The organism is Mycobacterium montefiorense (genome assembly GCF_025823255.1).
In the GTDB taxonomy this organism is placed as follows: Bacteria; Actinomycetota; Actinomycetes; order Mycobacteriales; family Mycobacteriaceae; genus Mycobacterium; species Mycobacterium montefiorense.
The window spans coordinates 300,467-318,312 of sequence record NZ_JACKVL010000012.1 but is presented as its reverse complement, the minus strand read 5'-3'; the positions used below and the strand labels follow the sequence as shown (position 1 = coordinate 318,312).

At 65.8% G+C, this 17,846-nt stretch carries 14 protein-coding genes; 7 read left to right on the top strand and 7 right to left on the bottom strand.

Annotated elements, in window-relative coordinates:
- The first annotated feature begins 26 nt into the window (after window positions 1-26).
- Window positions 27-977 carry an acyl-CoA dehydrogenase IpdE2 gene (gene ipdE2 / locus H7K34_RS11130; protein ID WP_264061947.1) on the top strand — a complete coding sequence of 317 codons (951 nt, stop codon included), beginning with the start codon at window positions 27-29 and terminating at the stop codon, window positions 975-977.
- Window positions 974-2,137: a pyridoxal phosphate-dependent aminotransferase gene (locus H7K34_RS11125; RefSeq protein ID WP_264061946.1), complete on the top strand. Its 1,164-nt coding sequence runs from the start codon at window positions 974-976 to the stop codon at window positions 2,135-2,137. Before ipdE2 ends, H7K34_RS11125 begins: the two co-directional genes overlap by 4 nt.
- A gap of 19 nt (window positions 2,138-2,156) precedes the next feature.
- On the opposite strand, the gene H7K34_RS11120 is transcribed toward H7K34_RS11125, so the two are convergent.
- Together H7K34_RS11120 and H7K34_RS11115 are read right to left on the bottom strand one after the other, a co-directional pair.
- Window positions 2,157-4,034, bottom strand: coding sequence for a fatty acyl-AMP ligase (locus H7K34_RS11120; protein WP_372510736.1), 1,878 nt, complete (start codon window positions 4,032-4,034; stop codon window positions 2,157-2,159).
- Window positions 4,035-4,250: 216 nt separating this feature from the next.
- Window positions 4,251-5,081, bottom strand: coding sequence for an arylamine N-acetyltransferase family protein (locus H7K34_RS11115; protein ID WP_264061945.1), 831 nt, complete (start codon window positions 5,079-5,081; stop codon window positions 4,251-4,253).
- A gap of 277 nt (window positions 5,082-5,358) precedes the next feature.
- Here H7K34_RS11115 and H7K34_RS11110 point away from each other — a divergent pair, with 277 nt between their 5' ends.
- Window positions 5,359-8,565: a serine/threonine-protein kinase gene (locus H7K34_RS11110; RefSeq protein WP_264061944.1), complete on the top strand. Its 3,207-nt coding sequence runs from the start codon at window positions 5,359-5,361 to the stop codon at window positions 8,563-8,565.
- Between the two features lie 10 nt (window positions 8,566-8,575).
- Entirely contained in the window at window positions 8,576-9,019 is a 444-nt protein-coding gene (locus H7K34_RS11105; RefSeq protein WP_165839706.1) for a YybH family protein, read from the top strand.
- A 393-nt stretch (window positions 9,020-9,412) separates the two neighbouring features.
- On the opposite strand, the gene hsaB is transcribed toward H7K34_RS11105, so the two are convergent.
- From hsaB to hsaA, 4 genes are read right to left on the bottom strand one after another with little or no spacing between them, the layout of a single operon-like run.
- Window positions 9,413-9,979: a 3-hydroxy-9,10-secoandrosta-1,3,5(10)-triene-9,17-dione monooxygenase reductase subunit gene (gene hsaB, locus H7K34_RS11100; RefSeq protein ID WP_264061943.1), complete on the bottom strand. Its 567-nt coding sequence runs from the start codon at window positions 9,977-9,979 to the stop codon at window positions 9,413-9,415.
- A gap of 10 nt (window positions 9,980-9,989) precedes the next feature.
- Entirely contained in the window at window positions 9,990-10,892 is a 903-nt protein-coding gene (hsaC, locus tag H7K34_RS11095; protein WP_264061942.1) for an iron-dependent extradiol dioxygenase HsaC, read from the bottom strand.
- A complete protein-coding gene (gene hsaD / locus H7K34_RS11090) occupies window positions 10,889-11,767 on the bottom strand; it encodes a 4,5:9,10-diseco-3-hydroxy-5,9,17-trioxoandrosta-1(10),2-diene-4-oate hydrolase (RefSeq protein ID WP_108920333.1) in 879 nt (292 codons plus the stop codon). The genes hsaC and hsaD overlap by 4 nt, the downstream gene beginning before the upstream one ends.
- Before the next feature lie 3 nt (window positions 11,768-11,770).
- Complete coding sequence (hsaA, locus tag H7K34_RS11085; protein WP_264061941.1) at window positions 11,771-12,955, bottom strand: 3-hydroxy-9,10-secoandrosta-1,3,5(10)-triene-9,17-dione monooxygenase oxygenase subunit; 1,185 nt, start codon at window positions 12,953-12,955, stop codon at window positions 11,771-11,773.
- A 157-nt stretch (window positions 12,956-13,112) separates the two neighbouring features.
- On the opposite strand from hsaA, the gene H7K34_RS11080 reads away from it, so the two are divergent.
- Both H7K34_RS11080 and H7K34_RS11075 read left to right on the top strand, forming a co-directional pair.
- Complete coding sequence (locus H7K34_RS11080; protein ID WP_264061940.1) at window positions 13,113-14,207, top strand: 2Fe-2S iron-sulfur cluster-binding protein; 1,095 nt, start codon at window positions 13,113-13,115, stop codon at window positions 14,205-14,207.
- 46 nt (window positions 14,208-14,253) lie between these two features.
- Complete coding sequence (locus H7K34_RS11075) at window positions 14,254-14,787, top strand: hypothetical protein (protein ID WP_264061939.1); 534 nt, start codon at window positions 14,254-14,256, stop codon at window positions 14,785-14,787.
- A 23-nt stretch (window positions 14,788-14,810) separates the two neighbouring features.
- Here the strand turns inward: H7K34_RS11075 and H7K34_RS11070 are convergent, their stop codons facing one another.
- Entirely contained in the window at window positions 14,811-16,970 is a 2,160-nt protein-coding gene (locus H7K34_RS11070) for an acyl-CoA dehydrogenase (protein WP_264061938.1), read from the bottom strand.
- 273 nt (window positions 16,971-17,243) lie between these two features.
- Between H7K34_RS11070 and kstR the strand changes: the two genes are divergently transcribed.
- Window positions 17,244-17,846 (top strand): cholesterol catabolism transcriptional regulator KstR, encoded by a 603-nt coding sequence (kstR, locus tag H7K34_RS11065; RefSeq protein WP_264061937.1) that lies wholly within the window; start codon window positions 17,244-17,246, stop codon window positions 17,844-17,846.

Below are 17,846 nucleotides of genomic sequence, written 5' to 3'. Positions count from 1 at the left end.
CGCTTGCGGGGGAGAGGAGGGGCGCCATGAGTGAAGAACGGGAGCTGCTGGCCGAGACTGTCGCCGCGCTGGTCACCAAACACGCCAACCCCGCGGCGGTCCGCGCGGCGATCGAATCCGAGCGGGGCTACGACGAGTCATTGTGGCAGTTGCTCTGCGAGCAGGTCGGCGCCGCGGCGCTGGTGATACCGGAGGAACTAGGCGGGGCCGGTGGTGAATTGGCCGATGCTGCAACGGTTCTGCAAGAACTTGGCCGTGCATTGGTGCCCTCCCCGCTGCTGGGCACCACCTTGGCGGAGCTGGCGCTGCTGGCTGCACCCGAGCCGGACGGCGAAACACTGGAATCGCTGGCCGAGGGCAGCTCGATCGGAGCGCTGGTTCTCGACGCCGACTACGTGGTCAACGGCGACATCGCCGATGTGGTTGTCGCCGTCGACGATGGCCAGCTGAGCAGGTGGACCCGATTCAGCGCGCAGCCGGTTACCACCATGGACCCGACCCGCCGGCTGGCCCGGGTCGCGCCCGAGGACACCGTCACGCTGGGCCCTGACCCCGGCCTGGCCGACATCGCGGCGATCCTGCTGGCGGCCGAGCAGATTGGGGCCGCGGAACGCTGTCTGGAGCTGACCGTCGAATACGCCAAGAGCCGAGTGCAGTTCGGCAGGCCGATCGGCAGCTTCCAGGCACTCAAGCACCGGATGGCCGATCTGTATGTCGCGATCGCGGCGGCCAAAGCCATAGTGACCGACGCCTGCAACGACCCCACGCCCACCAACGCCGCAACAGCCCGGCTGGTCGCCAGCGAGGCGCTGTGTACTGTGACCGGCGAAGGCATCCAGCTGCACGGCGGCATCGCGATTACCTGGGAACACGACATGCACTTCTATTTCAAACGCGCACATGGCAGCGCACAACTGCTCGGCTCGACGCGAGAGGTGTTGCGCCAACTGGAATCCGAGGTGCTCAAGACGCCGTGAACGGCTCCGTCGCGCTGCGCGCCGGCATCCCGCCATTCCATGTGATGGATGTCTGGCTGGCTGCCGCGGAGCGTCAGCGCAGCCACGGCGACCTGGTCAACCTGTCAGCAGGTCAACCCAGCGTGGGCGCTCCCGGGCCGGTGCGGGCGGCCGCGGCGGCGGCCCTGCATGGCAATCAGCTAGGTTACACGGTGACCTTGGGCATTCCAGAGCTGCGCGCCGCGATCGCGGCGGATTACCAACGCCTGCACGGTATCTCCGTCGAGTCCGACGCGGTGGTGATCACCACGGGTTCCTCGGGAGGGTTCCTGCTGGCATTTTTGGCGTGCTTTGACGTTGGCGATCGGGTGGCGCTGGCCAGTCCCGGCTACCCGTGCTACCGGAACATCCTATCCGCGTTGGGATGTGAGGTGGTGGAGATCCCGTGCGATGCAGCGACCCGGTTCCAGCCCACCGCACGGATGCTCGCCGAGCTCGACCCACCGGTGCGCGGCGTCATCATCGCCAGCCCGGCCAACCCGACCGGAACCGTCATACCGCCCGAGGAGCTCGCGGCGATCGCGTCCTGGTGTGACGCCGCCGGCGTACGGCTGATCAGCGACGAGGTCTACCACGGACTGGTCTACGAAGGAGCCCCACAGACCAGCTGTGCCTGGCGTACGTCGCGAAATCCCGTGGTGGTCAACAGCTTTTCCAAGTACTACGCGATGACCGGCTGGCGGCTGGGCTGGCTGCTGGTGCCGGCCGAGTTGCGCCGCGCGGTGGACCGCCTGACCGGCAACTTCACCATCTGCCCACCCGCGCTGTCGCAGATCGCCGCGGTGGCGGCGTTCACCCCGGAGTCAACCGCCGAGGCCGAGGGGAACTTGAACCACTACACGCTCAACCGCTCGCTGCTGCTCGATGGGCTGCGCGAAATCGGCATCGACCGGCTGGCACCTACCGACGGGGCGTTCTACGTCTACGCCGACGTCTCAGAGCACACCGACGACTCACTGTTCTTCTGCTCAAAGTTGTTGGCTAACACCGGAGTTGCGATCGCGCCAGGAATCGACTTCGACATCGGGCAGGGCAACAGGTTCGTCCGACTGTCGTTCGCCGGACCCACGAGTGACATCGAAGAAGCCATCCGCCGAATCGGGCCGTTCCTGTCGGCATAATGGCTCGCCAAGATCGACGTCAGCGGTTGAACTTGCCAGCCAGGTATTCGGCCCGACAAGCACTGCGGGCGAGTTTGCCGCTCGTAGTGCGGGGAATGGTGCCGGCGGCCACCAGCCGCACATCGGCGACCCGAACCTGGTGGTTGCGCGAAATGGCCGCTCGCACGGTGTCCTCGATCGAACTCAGATCGGTGCGACCGGCGCCCGCGGCACGCTCGGCCAAGACCACCAGCTGCTCGCCGGAGCCGCCATCCGGGGACGCGAGCATGTCTGCGGGAACGGAGAACGCGGCGACATAGCCGGTGCGCACAGCGGGTGAACAGTCGCCGACCGTGGTCTCGATATCGAACGGATAGTGGTTGCGGCCATCGATGATGATCAAGTCCTTGATCCGGCCGGTCAGATACAGCTCACCCTCGAGGTAGACGCCGAGGTCACCGGTCGCCAACCAGCAGCCGCCGTCGGCGGTGCCCTCGGCATGGCTGCCGGAGGTGAGCCCGAACTGCAGCCTGTTGCCGAACACGCGACGTGTCTCGTCCTCGCGCCCGAAGTATCCGCGGCCGATGTTGTTGCCTTGCAACCATATTTCGCCCACGATGCCGTCTGGCAGCTCGCCGCCATTCGCGTCGGCGATCACTGCCCACTGATCGGGAATCGGCTGCCCGCAGGACACCTGGCTGACAGCGTTCGGATGCTCGGGTGCGACGACCACCGCACGGCCGGCGCCGAGTTCTTCCCGATCGAGGAAGATAGCGCTCGCCGTGGCGTCCTGGGAGATGCTGGCCACCGAGAGCGTCGCTTCGGCCATTCCGTAGGACGGCTTGACAGCGTTGGCCAGCAACCCGTACGCAGCAAACGCGTTGGTGAACTTCTCCACCGCCGACATGGTGACGGGCTCAGACCCGTTGAGGACGCAGACGACGTTGCTGAGGTCGAGGCTCTCGCCCGCCGGAGGCAGTCCCCGCTCCGCGGTCAGTTCGAAGGCGAAGTTCGGTGCCGCCGCGAAGGTGCGGCCATAGGTCGCCTCGATGCCCAGTTGCTTGATCCAGCGGTAGGGCCGGCGAAGAAACGCCATCGGATCCATGATCGTGACGTGCGCCCCGAAGAACGCCGTGAACATGATCATCATCAGCCCCATGTCGTGGAACAAGGGCAGCCAGCTCACCGTTCGGACGTCGACGTCCAGCCCACCGCTCATAACCATCTGCATCGCGTTCGTGTAGACGGATCGATGGGTGATCTCCACTCCGGCCGGTGACCGCGTCGAGCCCGAGGTGTACTGCAGGTACGCGATGTCGTCGGTGTGCAGGCTGGCGCCGGTGAACATCGAGCCGAGTGTGTCCGGCAGCGCGTCCACCGCGATCATCCGAGGTCGCTCGTTGGGCGCAAGCGTGCGGATAAACGTCCGAACCGACTCCGCGACGGCGGTCGTGGTCAATACCGCGGCGGGCCGGGCATCGGCCAGCACCGCAGCCAATCGCTCGGCATGCCCGGACATCGTCGGCGCGAAGAGCGGGACAGCGATATTGCCTGCATAGACGGCACCGAAGAACGCCGCCACATAGTCGAGGCCCTGCGGCGCCAGAATCGCCACCCGATCGCCCGGCTTGGTGACCTGCTGCAAGCGGGCGCCGATCGCACACACCCGGACCCATAGCTCGTTCCAGCTGAGTACCACGGGCCGGCCATCGGCTTCCTGCGAGTAGTCAAGGAAGCGATATGCCGGACTGTCGCCGTGCTCGGCCCGGTTGCGGTCAAAATACGAGGTCAACGTCAGGCCCTCGGGTACGGCGATTGCGCCCTCGTGCAAAGCGAAAGGGTCCACATCGCCCGCAGTGGGCACAACGTCGTCCAAGCAGAGTTCCCGACTCACGGTAGGACAGATTAATAGGCGCATGTGCTATTCGCCGCACCGGTTCGCTATGGCGCAGATCACGATCGGGGCACTATCGGCCCGTTTGTCACCGCTCAGGGCCTGGTAGGACGGCCAGAACGGTACGAACAGATTTGCTAGACCGACATTCTCGGGGCCAGGATTTTCGGTCGCAGAGACCGCTCGGATAAGCGAGTTTGCAAACGTGTTCGAAACTCGCCCGCGACCCAAGCCAGGTGCTCAATTGTCGAGAATATTGGCGATGCGCTGTTCCAGCCGGCCCCGTTCGCCGACGTCGTCGATATTGATTCCGAACCGATCGCCAAGGGTGTCTACGACCGCGGCCGCATCGTCGAGAACGATCTTTTCGGTCCCATCGTCGCGGTGGATAGACAGGTGGCGGCCGGCCAGGTTGATTCGGGCATCGTCGCTGACGAATGCGGCCATCAGGCCGGTCACGAAGGGCGAGGCCGGGTTCGTCGAGACGTACCAGCTACCCATCTTCAGATCGATCTGCGGCCGGGTTTGGGTGGTGAATTCGTACAGTGACTCCCACTCGCCACGGACCTGGGCCGCAAGCACCAGGCCCTCGCCGTGCTCCTCGAGCCGGTAGGGCTCGCGGTTTGTCTGCTGGACGTTGCCGGTTTCGAAACGGATCGGAGACGTCGGGGTCTGGCCGCCGAAGCCGACGTCAACGAGATAGCAGCCCTGCGGGCCGGGAAACGTCACGGCGAGCACCGTGTGGGTTTGGGACGGCACGGGCGCGTCGGGCGCCAGCATCCAGATCACCCGCCCGACCAATCGGCGCACCCGAAAGCCCACCTGCGCCAGGACGTAACCCATCAACCCGTTCTGCTCGTAGCAAAAGCCGCCCCGGCGCCGATGAACCAGCTTGTCGAACAGTGCGTCCGGGCCAAGATCATCGACCGGAACGCCCATCATCGGGTCGAGGTTCTCGAACGGGATGGCCTGCGTGTGAGCAGTCATCAGACCTTGCAGCACGTCAAGGGTCGGCTCAACGGCACCGCGATAGTTGATGCGCTCGAAGTACGCGGTCACGTCCAGTGTCATAGGTCCATTCTGGCCGAGCGCTAACGCAACAGGAAACCCATGGCGTGAGAAGGCGATTGGATCAATTCACGCCTCGCTGGGGCCGTTTCGCTGACAGCGCGCCGAGGGCATCGCCCACGGACCCCGACCCCCGGCGCTGTCGAGCTGGCGCGCCGGCCGGACATTTGTGGAGCACCGCCCAATTGATCATGTTCGAATCCGGTCCCCGGGGAGTTACCGAGCGATACTCTTGAACCCGCGAATTCGACAATCGCGGGGAAGTTGAGCGCCAAGAATTATGGGTGAGGGGTCCCCCAAAGACGCGTCTGCGCCTAGCGGCATCATCGTGGAACTGTCCTCGGCCGGATTCGAGGACGCACGCCAAGTGGCCCGGGGTGGCGCCGGGGTTATTTATTGCGCCTACGAGACGGCGCTGGGTCGCAACGTCGCGATCAAGGTGTTGCCGTCGCACATCGACGAAGAAAGCCGGGAGCGTTTTCTGCGCGAAGGCTATGCGATGGGCGGGCTCTCGGGGCATCCGAACATCGTCAACATCCTGCGGGTCGGCGTGACCGAGAGTGGCCGGCCATACATTGTGATGCCGTACATGGCCGCGGATTCCCTGGCGGTCCGGCTGCGTCGAGAAGGGCCAACCGCCTGGCCCGAGGCGTTGCGAATCGCCGTAAAGCTTTGCGGGGCACTGGAAACCGCGCACCAAAGCGGTACCTTGCACCGCGACATCAAACCCGCGAACGTGCTGGTCAGCGATTACGGCGAGCCGCTGCTGAGCGATTTCGGGATCGCCCACATCGAAGGTGGCTACGAAACAGCGACCGGGTTCTTCTCCGGCACAATCGACTACACCGCGCCGGAGGTCATGACCGGCAAATCGGCGACGGTGACATCCGACATTTACTCTCTGGGTGCCACCATCTACGCGCTGATCGCGGGCGGGGCCGCGCACGAGCGCAAGAACGACGAGGACCTCGTCGCGCAATACCTGCGCATCAGTACGACCCGGATTCCCGACATGCGTCCCGAGGGAATCCCGGAGGCGGTCTGCGCGGCGATCGAGCATGCGATGGCGATCGATCCGGCGGAGCGCCCCCTTTCCGCGGCGGAGTTCGGCCGCGAATTGCAATCCGCCCAGCGGCTCAGTGGTTTGCGGCCCGATTCGATGGCGATCACCAGCACTGGCCCTGAGCCAGGTCGCGCGACCGACACTCAGACGGGCGTCGCAGTCCAGACTTCGCTCGCTCCCGCGGCGGCGCCACCCACGCCCGACCGCACCACCTCGACCGTTCCGAAATCGACCCCGCCCGCCGCGGACCCGGGCCCCACCAGACAGCTCGGTGACGTCGTCGGAGGCGCTTCGCCACGTCTGCACTCCGGACCGCCGAACCGGGACGAGTTCTTCGAGGCTGCGAGCATCCTGCGCGGCGGGTACACCGCCGAAACCCAAGCGCAGGTCGGCGCCTCCGCGCCGCCTGGGCAGGCGGCTGAAGCCGCGGGCGGCGGATCCGGAATGAGCCCGCCGAGTGGTCCCGGGCAACCCGCGTCATCCGGCGCGGTCCCGCCGCCCTGGCGCAAACCGTTGATGGTCAAATTGCAGGAGTGGTTCACCGAGCCGGGCAAAAAGCGCAATCGCGTCGCGATAGTCGGCGGTGCTGCCGTCCTGGTCGTGCTCCTGGTCATCGGCGGTCTCTACTTCGGGCTTACGCCCGACAACAACCAGAAGCACGTCACGAGCCAACCGCCGACCCAGGCGCCCGTTGTGTGGAAGCCGATCACGAACGCTCGGATGTCGCGCACAGCGGCGGCGACGACGCAGGTCGACGGCACAATCTGGATCTTCGGCGGGATTCGCAGCGACGGCGCTGTCACGTCAATGCAAGAGGGCTACGACCCCGTCATCGACAGCTGGAAAGGCGGCGACGATGTACCTGTTGCCGTTCAGCGCGCGATGGCGGTCAACTGGCAGGGAAACCCGGTCGTACTCGGCGGCTTCAAGACCGTCGGCGGTAAGAATGTTGCGACGGACCAGGCCTGGCGGGTCATCAACAGTCGTTGGGTGGAGCTGCCCCATCTGCTGCAACCCCGGGCGGCAGCGGCGGCCGCGGTCGTTGGCGACCGCCTCGTCGTCACGGGCGGTGTCGACTCCAGCGGTGCTCTGCTGAACACCACCGAGGTCTTCGACGGCACCTCCTGGAGCCTCGGCGCACCGATACCGACCCCGCGGCAGCAGTTGGCCGCGGCCTCGGACGGAAAGTTCGTCTACACCGTCGGCGGCACCACCGGGGACTCCGACCAGGTGAACGTCGAAGCGTATGACCCGGCGGCGAAGAGCTGGACGACCCTGCCCGCACTTCCCCAGGCGCGCAGCGATCTTGGCGTTGCCATCACCGACGGACGGCTGGTGGCCGTCGGTGGCGTTTCCGGAGGCCAAGTCCTCAAGAGCGTTTCGGTGTTCGATCTGATGTCCAAAACGTGGTCCGGTTTGCCCGACATGGCGACTGCGCGGCACGGGATGGCCGTCGCGGCGGTCGAGAAGTCCGTGTACGCGATCGGCGGATCCGGTGCGATCGGCGACAGCCAGGCGATGTCGACGGCGGAAGTGCTCAAACTGCCGGCCCGGAAGATCCAGCCGGCCGCGCAATGGCGTTCTCTTCCGGACGCACCGACCGCCCGGCTGATGATGGCGTGGGCGGTGCTCAACGGCAAGATCTGGATCATGGGCGGACTGCAGAACGGCGTCGCCTTGCAGACGGTCGAGAGCTACGACCCGAAGACCGGCGCCTGGGAAACCGGTCCGCCGCTGCCCATCCCGTTGCACCATGCTGCGGCGGCGACCTACCGCGGCGAGGTGGTCGTGCTCGGCGGCGCGACCGAGAACATCGCCGAAGGGTCCAACAAGGTGTTCGCCTTGCGTGGCGGAAACTGGGTGGAGTTACCGTCGCTCACGCATCCTCGCGCGGCACCGGCCGCGGCCGTAGTGGGCGACAAGCTGGTCGCGGTCGGCGGGCAGAACGCCAAGCAAATGGTTCCGCAGACTGAGGTGTTCGACGGCAGTTCGTGGAAGGACGCCGCCGACATGCCCACCCCGCGCGAACACCTCGCTGCGGTCTCCGATGGCACGTACGTGTACACGATCGGCGGGCGGTTCCTGTCCTCGGACAAGAACTCCGCTGCCCTAGAGCGGTTCGACCCGCAATCCGGCCAGTGGACCAAGTTGGTGGGCATGCCGACGCCGCTCGGAAGCTACGGGGCCACCTATATCGACGGCCGCATTCTGGCGGTTGGCGGCGAGGAGCCGACCCGGGTGCTCAACGTTGTCGAGATGTACGACATCTCCGAGGGGAAGTGGAGCACGTTGCCCCCAATGCCCACACCGCGGCATGCCGAGGTGGTGGCCACGGTGGGCAACACGGTCTATGTCATCGGTGGCGCGAACCGGCCCACGCATGAGGGCCCGATCGCGACCGTCGAGGCACTGGACTTCATGTAATTTTGGTGGCGTGCACGACTTCTCGCAGCTAGCTGGGGCCGATCAGGAAGCAATCGGCAAGACGCTGCTGACGTTGTTGAAGGCGTTCGACGAGCGTGACGCCGAGCCGCTGCTGGGGGTGTACTCCGACGACGCCGACTGGGTCAACGCGTTCGGGACGGTCAAGCGCGGACGCGATGACATCGTGGAGTACCTGCGCGGCCTGTTCCGAGACGAGAACTTCAATCGCGGCGAGCTCGCCGGTCCGCCGGAGACCAGTTTTCGGGTCCTGACCCCGCAAGTGGTCCTGGTGTCGGCGCACCTGCGGGTCAAGGGTCAGGGGCTGGTCGGCGGGGCCACGCTGGACCGCGACAACTTTTCGCTGCGCGCGTTACAGCGTCAGGACGATGGATCGTGGCTGATCGTCTCGGAGATGTTCTCCGACGCCAATACCGAAACCACCTACCAGCATTAAGCCGAACCCGAATAGCTGCTGCTCTGACGCGTCGAACGTGTCCCGACGGCGAGAATCCGGCCGAAAATTCGCCCAGCAGCACATCCGGCGCATTCAGCGTTGGCGACATTGGCGGCGCCTATGAAATTGCGGCCCCAAGCAGCGCATCCTGCGCTTGTTTGATATATGTCTAATATGGGGATCCGTAGAAACGGATCGGCCCGGTGGCCCGCCCCCTCAACGGGCCACCGGGAACCCATCACCGAGCTGCTTGCGCAAGGAATTCACCGATACCGCGGCAGTCGGCAAGTGCATGCCGAAATCGTTTTTCCAAAATGTGGCGCTGTCAAACATCCATTTGCGCTGGGCGTGACGGACCTATCGCGGAACGCCCGGGTGAGACACCGGCGAGTTCTAGAGCCAGGTGTCCTGCGTCGTGGTGGTGAGAAACGCCTCCAGGTCGTCGCGCCACTGGGCCGGTGTCGTCTTGTCCGGTTCGATCCCGGTGTATTCGCCGCGATAAAACAGCAACGGTCGAGGCTTGATCTTCGGAGCCTCCGACAGCGACTGCACCGCACCGAACACCACGAAGTGATCGCCGCCGTCGTGCACGGATGCCACCGTGCAGTCGATGTGGGCGAGCGAGCCGTCGATGATGGGCGAGCCGAGTTCTGATGTGTGCCAGTCGATCCCGGCGAACTTATCGGGCTCTTTGGATCCGAATCGCGCCGAGACGTGCTTTTGCTGCTCGGTCAGCATGTTGACGCAGAACCGGCCGCTGGCCTCGATGGCCTGCCAAGATCGCGACACCTTGGTCGGGCAGAACAGCACCAGCGGCGGGTCCAGCGACAGCGCCGCGAACGACTGGCAGGCGAACCCGACCGGGATGTCGTCGTGCACGGTGGTGATGATCGTGATCCCGGTGCAGAACTGACCCAGCACGCTGCGAAATGTGCGCGGGTCGATCGGCGGGGCCCCCATGGCTGCGAAACTAACCTCTGAAGCCGACGCTGAAGTCGTGGCCCCACAGGCTGATCGCGGTGCTCTCCCGGGCGATCCAGTCCTCGTCCTCGACTTGTCTTCCCTCACAACCAAATTCGACATCAAATCCGCTGGGGGTCTTCATGTAGAAGGACAGCATCAGGTCGTTGACGTGGCGGCCCAACGTCGCCGACATCGGCACCTTCTTACGGAGCGCCCGGTCCAGGCACAGCCCGACGTCGTCGGCTTCTTCGACTTCCATCATCAAGTGCACGATGCCGCTGGGAGTCTGTCCGGGCATGAAGGCCAGGCTGTGGTGACGCGGGTTGCAGCCCAAGAACCGCAGCCAGGCCGGCGGCCCGTCGGCGGGCCGACCGACCACCTGCGGCGGCAGCCGCATGGAGTCGCGCAGCTTGAAGTCCAGTACATCGCGGTAGAAGTGCAATGTCTCTTCGTCGTCGCGGGTCGTCAACACCACGTGTCCCAGACCCTGCTCGGCGGTGACGAACTTGTGCCCATAGGGGCTGACCACGCGGCGGTGCTCGAGGGCGGCACCGTGGAAGACCTCAAGGCAGTTGCCGGACGGGTCGGAAAACCGGATCATCTCGTCCACCCGGCGATCGGCCAGTTCGGCGGCGGTGGCCTCCTTGTACGGCGTGCCCTCGACGTCGAGACGGTTCCGGATCTCTTGCAGGCCTGCGGCATTCGCGCATTCCCAGCCGGCTTCGATGAGACGGTCTCCCTCGCCGGGCACGATCACCAGCCGGGCTGGGAAATCGTCCATCCGTAGATACAGCGCACCTTCGATGCTGCCCTTGCCCTCGATCATGCCGAGAACTTTGAGGCCGTACTCACGCCAGGCCGCCATGTCGGTGGCCTCGATGCGCAGGTAGCCCAGAGAGCGAATGCTCATCGCGCACCTCCCAGGAAGTCGATGGTGAGCCTGTTGAACTCGTCGAACTTCTCGACCTGTGCCCAGTGCCCACATTGCCCGAAAACGTGTAGCTGTGCACGCGGGATCGTCTTCAGCGCGACCAGGGCACCGTCCAGCGGGTTGACTCGGTCCTCGCGGCCCCAGATCAGCAGCACCGGCTGGCGCAGTCGATGCACCTCGCGCCACATCATGCCGAGTTCGAAATCGGCTCCGGCGAAAGACATTCCCATCGCCCGGGTGGCCGTCAGCGATTCCGGCGTGCTGGCCAACGCGAAGCGCTGCTCGACCAACTCGGGGGTGATCAGCTTCTGGTCGTAAACCATCACCCGCAGAAACGCCTCGAGATTCTCGCGGGTGGGCTCGGCCGAGAACTTGCCCAACCGCTTGACGCCCTCGGTCGGGTCGGGGGCGAACAAGTTGACGCTCACTCCACCAGGTCCCATCAGCACCAGGCGTCCGGCGTGGTCGGGGTAGTCCAGGGCAAACCGGACCGCGGTGCCGCCGCCCAGCGAATTGCCAACCAGCGGAACACGTCCCAGACCCAGCTGGTCGAACAGGCCTTTGAGTGCCCGAGCCGCGTAGTGGTTGAACTGCCCGTGCTCGGCACGCTTGTCGGAGTGGCCGTACCCGGGCTGATCGACCGCCAGCACATGAAACTGCTCGGCCAGCACCGGGATGTTGCGCGAGAAGTTCGTCCAACTCGCCGCGCCCGGACCGCCGCCGTGCAGCAGCACGATTGTCTGCTCGTTGCCTGCACCCGCCTCGTGGTAGTGCAGCTTCAGCGGCCCATCCACGTCCACCTCTGCGAAGCGCGAGGTGGACTCGAACGTCAATTCCCCCGTTGTCGCGGTCATGCGTTAGACCATGGTGTCGCCGGGCGGCAACCCGAACTCGTTGTTCCCGAAGATCTGGTAAGCCCGCTCGGGATCATTGGCCGCGTGCACCCGGCCGGCGTGCGCGTCGCGCCAGAACCGTTGCACCGGTTGGTCATTGCCCAGAGCAGTGGCGCCGGAAGCCTCGAACAGCCGGTCGATGGAGGCAATTGCGCGCCCGGTGGCCCGCACCTGGTCGCGCCGTGCCCGGGTGCGCAGGTCGAACGGGATCTCCTTGCCGGCGGACAACAGCGCGAACTCGTCGGCGACGTTTCCGCTCAGCTGACGCCACGCGGCGTCGATGTCGCTGGCCGCCTCGGCGATGCGGACCTTGGCGAACGGGTCGTCCTTGGCCTTCTCACCGGCGAATGCGGCCCGCACTCGCTTGCCCTGGTGCTCGACGTGTGCGTCGTAAGCACCGTAGGCCATTCCGACGATCGGTGCCGAAATGGTCGTGGGATGCATTGTGCCCCAAGGCATCTTGTAGACGGCTGCCGTGTTGTTCTGATACCCGCCTGCGGTGCCGTCGTTCATGGCCTTGTAGGACAGGAATCGGTGCCGTGGCACGAAGACGTCCTTGACCACGACGGTGTTGCTGCCGGTGCCGCGCAGGCCGACGACATGCCATACGTCATCGATGCGGTACTCGCTGCGCGGGATCAGGAAGCTGCCGAAATCCACGGGCCGCCCGTCTTTGATGACGGGCCCGCCGAGGAACGCCCAGGTGGCGTGATCGCAGCCCGACGACCAGTTCCACGATCCGTTGACCAGGTATCCGCCGTCGGTCACCACGCCGGCGCCCATCGGGGCATACGACGACGAGACCCGGGTCTTGGGGTCCTCGCCCCAGACCTCTTCCTGGGCCTGCTGGTCGAACAACGCCAGGTGCCAGTTGTGCACGCCGATAATCGAGCTGACCCAGCCGGTGGAACCACACGCACTGGCGATCCGCCGCACCGCCTCGTAGAACAGCGAGGGATCGCATTGCAGACCACCCCACTGCTCGGGCTGCAACAGGGTGAAGAAGCCGACCTCGTCGAGCTCGGCAACGGTCTCATCGGGCAGCCGGCGCAGGTCCTCTGTCGCCTGAGCGCGCTCCCGAATCTTCGGAAGCAGATCGTCGATCCCCGCTAAGACCGACTGCGCATCACGCTGTTGAATGGACGTCACTTAGGTTTGCCTCCTGGGCCGGACTTACTCAGTGGACTTACACAGCAGACTAGAACATGTTCTGATTTGTGTCGAGCAGGGTATTCCTGCACCTGGTAGCGATATGGATCGTGTTTTCTGTAACATGTTCTAGTTGTCACGGAAGGAAGGGTGGGTCTTGACGGAAGCGGATCTGGACCAAGCACCCGACGAGCCGCTCGGCGACCACGTTCTCGAACTGCAGATCGCCGAGATCGTCGAGGAGACCGACGACGCGCGCTCGCTGGTGTTCGCGGTGCCGGACGCGTCGGGCGACCCGAAGATCCCGGCTGACCGGCTGCGCTACGCGCCGGGCCAGTTCCTGACACTGCGGGTGCCCAGCGACCGGACCGGTTCGGTGGCACGGTGCTACTCGCTGTGCAGCTCGCCGTTCATCGACGACGCACTCACAGTCACGGTGAAACGGACCGCGGACGGATACGCGTCCAACTGGCTGTGCGACAACGCCCAGGCGGGCATGCGGATCCACGTGCTGGCCCCGTCGGGCAATTTCGTGCCCAAGACCCTCGACCAGGACTTCCTGCTGCTGTCCGCGGGCAGCGGGATCACCCCGATCATGTCGATCTGCAAGTCCGCGCTGGCCGAAGGCAGCGGGCAGGTGACGCTCATTTACGCCAACCGCGACGAAAGCTCGGTGATCTTTGCCGATGCGCTGCGCGAGCTGGCCGCCAAGTATCCCGACCGGCTCACGGTGCTGCACTGGCTGGAGTCGCTGCAGGGCTTGCCGAGCGCGGCCGCGGTGGCGAAGCTGGCCGCGCCGTTCACCGATCGGCACGCCTTCATCTGCGGGCCCGGACCGTTCATGGACGCGTCGCGTCAGGCCCTCGAGACGCTGAAAGTGCCTGCGCCACAGGTACATATCGAAGTGTTCAAGTCGCTGGACTCCGATCCGTTCGCGGCGGTGACGGTCGAGGACACCGCCGAGGGCGACCAGCCGCCGGCGACCGCGGTGGTGCAGCTGGACGGCGAAACACACACCGTGTCCTGGCCACGCAGCGCCAAGCTGCTCGACGTCCTGCTCGCCAAAGGTCTCGATGCGCCGTTCTCCTGCCGGGAAGGGCACTGCGGAGCATGCGCCTGCACCCTGCGCAGCGGCAAAGTCAACATGGAGATCAATGACGTGCTCGAGCAGCAGGACCTGGACGAAGGGCTAATTTTGGCCTGTCAATCTCACCCGGAATCTGATTCGGTAGAAGTCACCTACGACGATTAGTCGCGGAGTTAGGTTCTGCCTCGAGGGTTCGACGGAAGGAACGCCGATGATGCGGTCGGTACTGGGCCTGGCAGCCGTCGGAATGATGACGACGTTGCTGCCCGCTCCGAGCGCCTGGGCGGCGAGTAACACCGCGACCACGCTGTTCCCGCTGGACGGACCCAACCAGCTGGAGACGCATACCTTCCTCAACTGCTTCAAATCCGATGGGCACTGCGACTTCATCGCCGGGGCCGACGTGCGCACCCCCGACGGGGTGATCGGGTTCCCGCCCGGCTTGTGGGCGCGCCAGACCACCGAGATCCGGTCCAACAACCGGATGGCCTACCTGGACGCACACGCGAACGGTCAAAACGAGCGGGTGATGAAGTCGATGGGGACCGACGAGATCACCAACGTCTACTTCGGCGAGGGACCGCCGGAGAAGTATCAGACGAGCGGCCGCATCGACTCCACCGATTGGGGTACTGGTCAGCCCAAGACCGACGTCAATGTCATCGTCTGCACCCACATGCAGGTGGTCTACAGCGGGATCAACACCACCTCGCCGAGTACCTGCGCTCAGACCACGTTCTCCTAGGCGCGGCAGGCCGCCAGCGTTGTCTAGCGCGGCAGGCCGAGTAGTCGCTCGGCCGCCACGGTCAGCAGGATCTGCTCGGTGCCTCCCGCGATCGTCAGGCAGCGGGTATTGAGGAAGTCGAATACCGCGCGGTCGTTGTCCGCCCGGCGGTCAACCAGGCCGCCGCCCTCGGCGACGTCCATCGTGAATTCGGCCAGCGCCTGCCGGTAGCGCACGCCGATGAGCTTGCGGACGCTGGATTGCGCGCCGGGGTCCTGACCACCCACCGCCAGCTGGGCGATGCGCTGATCCAGCAGCGCCCCGGTCTGGGCCAAGATGATCAACCGTCCGAGCCGGTCTTGCTCGGCGACGTCGAGGTCGCGCCGCGCCAGCAACTTGAGCAGCTCTTCCATCGGGTTGCCCAGCGCCGTCCCACTCGCCATCGCGATCCGCTCGTTGGCCAGCGTGGTGCGGGCCAGCCGCCAGCCGTCGTTCACCGTGCCGACCACCATCTCGTCGGGGACGAACACGTTGTCCAGGAACACCTCGTTGAACAGTGAGTCACCGGTGATCTCGCGCAGCGGCCGGATGTCGATGCCGGGCGATTTCATGTCGATCAGGAAGTAGGTGATGCCCTTGTGTTTCGGAGCCTCGGGATCGGTGCGCGCCAGGCACACACCCCAGGCCGCCTTGTGGGCCGCCGACGTCCACACCTTCTGCCCGGTCAGCAACCAGCCGCCGTCCCCGCGAACCGCCTTGGTGCGCAGCGATGCCAGGTCCGAGCCCGCGCCCGGCTCGGAAAACAGCTGACACCAAAGGAATTCGCCACGCGTGGTGGCGGGCACGAAACGCTCGATCTGTTCCGGCGTGCCGTGCTCGAGGATCGTGGGCGCCGCCCACCATCCGATCACCAGGTCCGGTCGCTCCACTTTGGCCGCGGCCAGCTCCTGGTCGATCAGCAGCTGCTCGGCCGGCGACGCCGCGCGCCCGTACGGCTTCGGCCAGTGCGGGGCCTGCAGCCCGGCCTCGGCGAGGGCCGCCTGCCGCTTCTCGGCGGGCAACCCGGCGATTTCGGCGACGGCCGCGGCGAGCTCGGCTCGCTGACCCTCGACCTCGGTGAGGTCGAGGGTCAGCCGTCGGCGCACCCCACCCTGGGTCAGCGCGGTGATGCGGCGCAGCCAGCGCTCGGCACCACCGAGGAACCGGCCGATGGCGTGCGCGCGGCGCAGGTACAGATGCGCGTCGTGCTCCCAGGTGCAGCCGATGCCGCCGAGAACCTGAATGCAGTCCTTCACGTTGGCTTTCGCGGAAGCGATGCCAACACTCGCGCCCAAAGCCGCGGCGAGGGAGAACTGTTGGCCATCCGGCTCGCCGGCGGCGCGGGCGGCGTCGGCGGCGGCGACCTCGGCCTGCTCGGCGCGGCAGAGCATCTCCGCACCCAGGTGCTTGATCGCCTGGAAGCTGCCGATCGGCTTGCCGAACTGCTCGCGCACCTTGGCGTAGGCGACGGCGGTCTGAAGCGACCAACGCGTAATGCCGGCTGCTTCGGCCGCCAGCACGGTCGCGGCGAGCTCTTCGACCCGCTCCCGCGACTCGGCGATCGGGGTGGCCGGCGCCCCGGTCAAAACCACCCGTGCCAATGGCTGGGAAAAGTCGGCAGCCTGTAACGGCTCCACCTGCACGCCGTCGCTGCCGGTATCGACCATGACCCACCTGTCGCCGGCGGGTAGCAGCAGCAGGCCGCCTTCCACCGTGTTCGAGGCGCCCAACACGAAATCGACGGTGCCCGATGCCTGCGATGACCCGCTGTCGAACCGGACGTCACCCTCGAGCGCCAGCCCGGCGAAACGCTCACCGGTGGCGAGCGCGGACAGCAACTCGGGATCGGTGCCCGCCTCGGAAAGAACCACAGTGGCCAGCGCGGTGGTGGCGACCGGCCCGGGCACCAGCGCCTTGGCCGACTCTTCGACCATCGCGCACAAATCCTCGATGCTGCCGCCGGCCCCGCCGGCCTCCTCGGATATGGCCACACCGAACAGGCCGAGGTCGGCCAGCCGGGCGAACACCGGCCGCCAGGCGTCCGTCTTTCCCTGCTCGACCTCGCGGATCGCGGCGGTCCCACCCGGCCCGGAAGTCGTGTTCCGGGCCCAGTCGCGCACCAACTCGCGCGCCGCGAACTGTTCGTCAGTGACGGTCGCTACCACCTGGGGTCCTCCGCGTGCTCGATTCAACGTGACCATTAGGGGCGCTACAGCCCACTAGAACGTGTTCTAATAGTGCCAGCGAACGACCGTCAAGTCGAACGCCATTACAGCAGGACAACTCGCTGCCCCGGCGGGACGGAGGTGGGAAATTCACACTCGGCTTGCGTATCGTTTGCGAACGAACCGCCCGAAAGAGGAGCAACCCGTCAGATGTCGTCGGCGAACATTAACTCTGACCATGTCTCTGACTCGCAGCCACGCGAGGTCATGAACGTGGCAGTCCTGGCTGAGTCCGAGCTTGGTTCGGAGGCACAACGGGAGCGTCGTAAACGCATCCTGGACGCCACCATGGCCATCGCATCTAAGGGCGGTTACGAGGCGGTTCAAATGCGTGCGGTGGCCGATCGCGCGGACGTGGCGGTCGGGACGCTGTACCGCTACTTCCCGTCGAAAGTGCACCTGCTGGTGTCGGCCCTGGGCCGGGAGTTCGGCCGCATCGACGCGAAGACCGACCGCTCCGCGATGGTGGGCGGCACCCCGTTCCAGCGGCTGAATTTCATGGTTGGCAAGCTCAACCGCGCGATGCAGCGCAATCCGCTGCTGACCGAGGCGATGACACGCGCCTACGTTTTCGCCGACGCGTCGGCGGCCAGCGAGGTCGACCAGGTCGAGAAGCTGATCGACAGCATGTTCGCGCGCGCCATGAGTGACGGCGAGCCGACCGAGGACCAGTACCACATCGCCCGGGTGATCTCGGACGTGTGGTTGTCGAACCTGTTGGCCTGGCTGACCCGGCGCGCCTCGGCGACCGACGTCAGCAAGCGGTTGGACCTGGCCGTGCGACTGCTGATCGGCGATCAGGAAAACAGCCAGTAG

Coding starts and splice junctions, on each gene's coding strand:
- ipdE2 (WP_264061947.1), top strand. CDS start 27: ATGAGTGAAGAACGGGAGCTGCTGGCCGAGACTGTCGCCGCGCTGGTC.
- H7K34_RS11120 (WP_372510736.1), bottom strand. CDS start 4,034: ATGCGCCTATTAATCTGTCCTACCGTGAGTCGGGAACTCTGCTTGGAC.
- H7K34_RS11115 (WP_264061945.1), bottom strand. CDS start 5,081: ATGACACTGGACGTGACCGCGTACTTCGAGCGCATCAACTATCGCGGT.
- H7K34_RS11110 (WP_264061944.1), top strand. CDS start 5,359: ATGGGTGAGGGGTCCCCCAAAGACGCGTCTGCGCCTAGCGGCATCATC.
- hsaB (WP_264061943.1), bottom strand. CDS start 9,979: ATGGGGGCCCCGCCGATCGACCCGCGCACATTTCGCAGCGTGCTGGGT.
- hsaC (WP_264061942.1), bottom strand. CDS start 10,892: ATGAGCATTCGCTCTCTGGGCTACCTGCGCATCGAGGCCACCGACATG.
- hsaD (WP_108920333.1), bottom strand. CDS start 11,767: ATGACCGCGACAACGGGGGAATTGACGTTCGAGTCCACCTCGCGCTTC.
- H7K34_RS11075 (WP_264061939.1), top strand. CDS start 14,254: ATGATGCGGTCGGTACTGGGCCTGGCAGCCGTCGGAATGATGACGACG.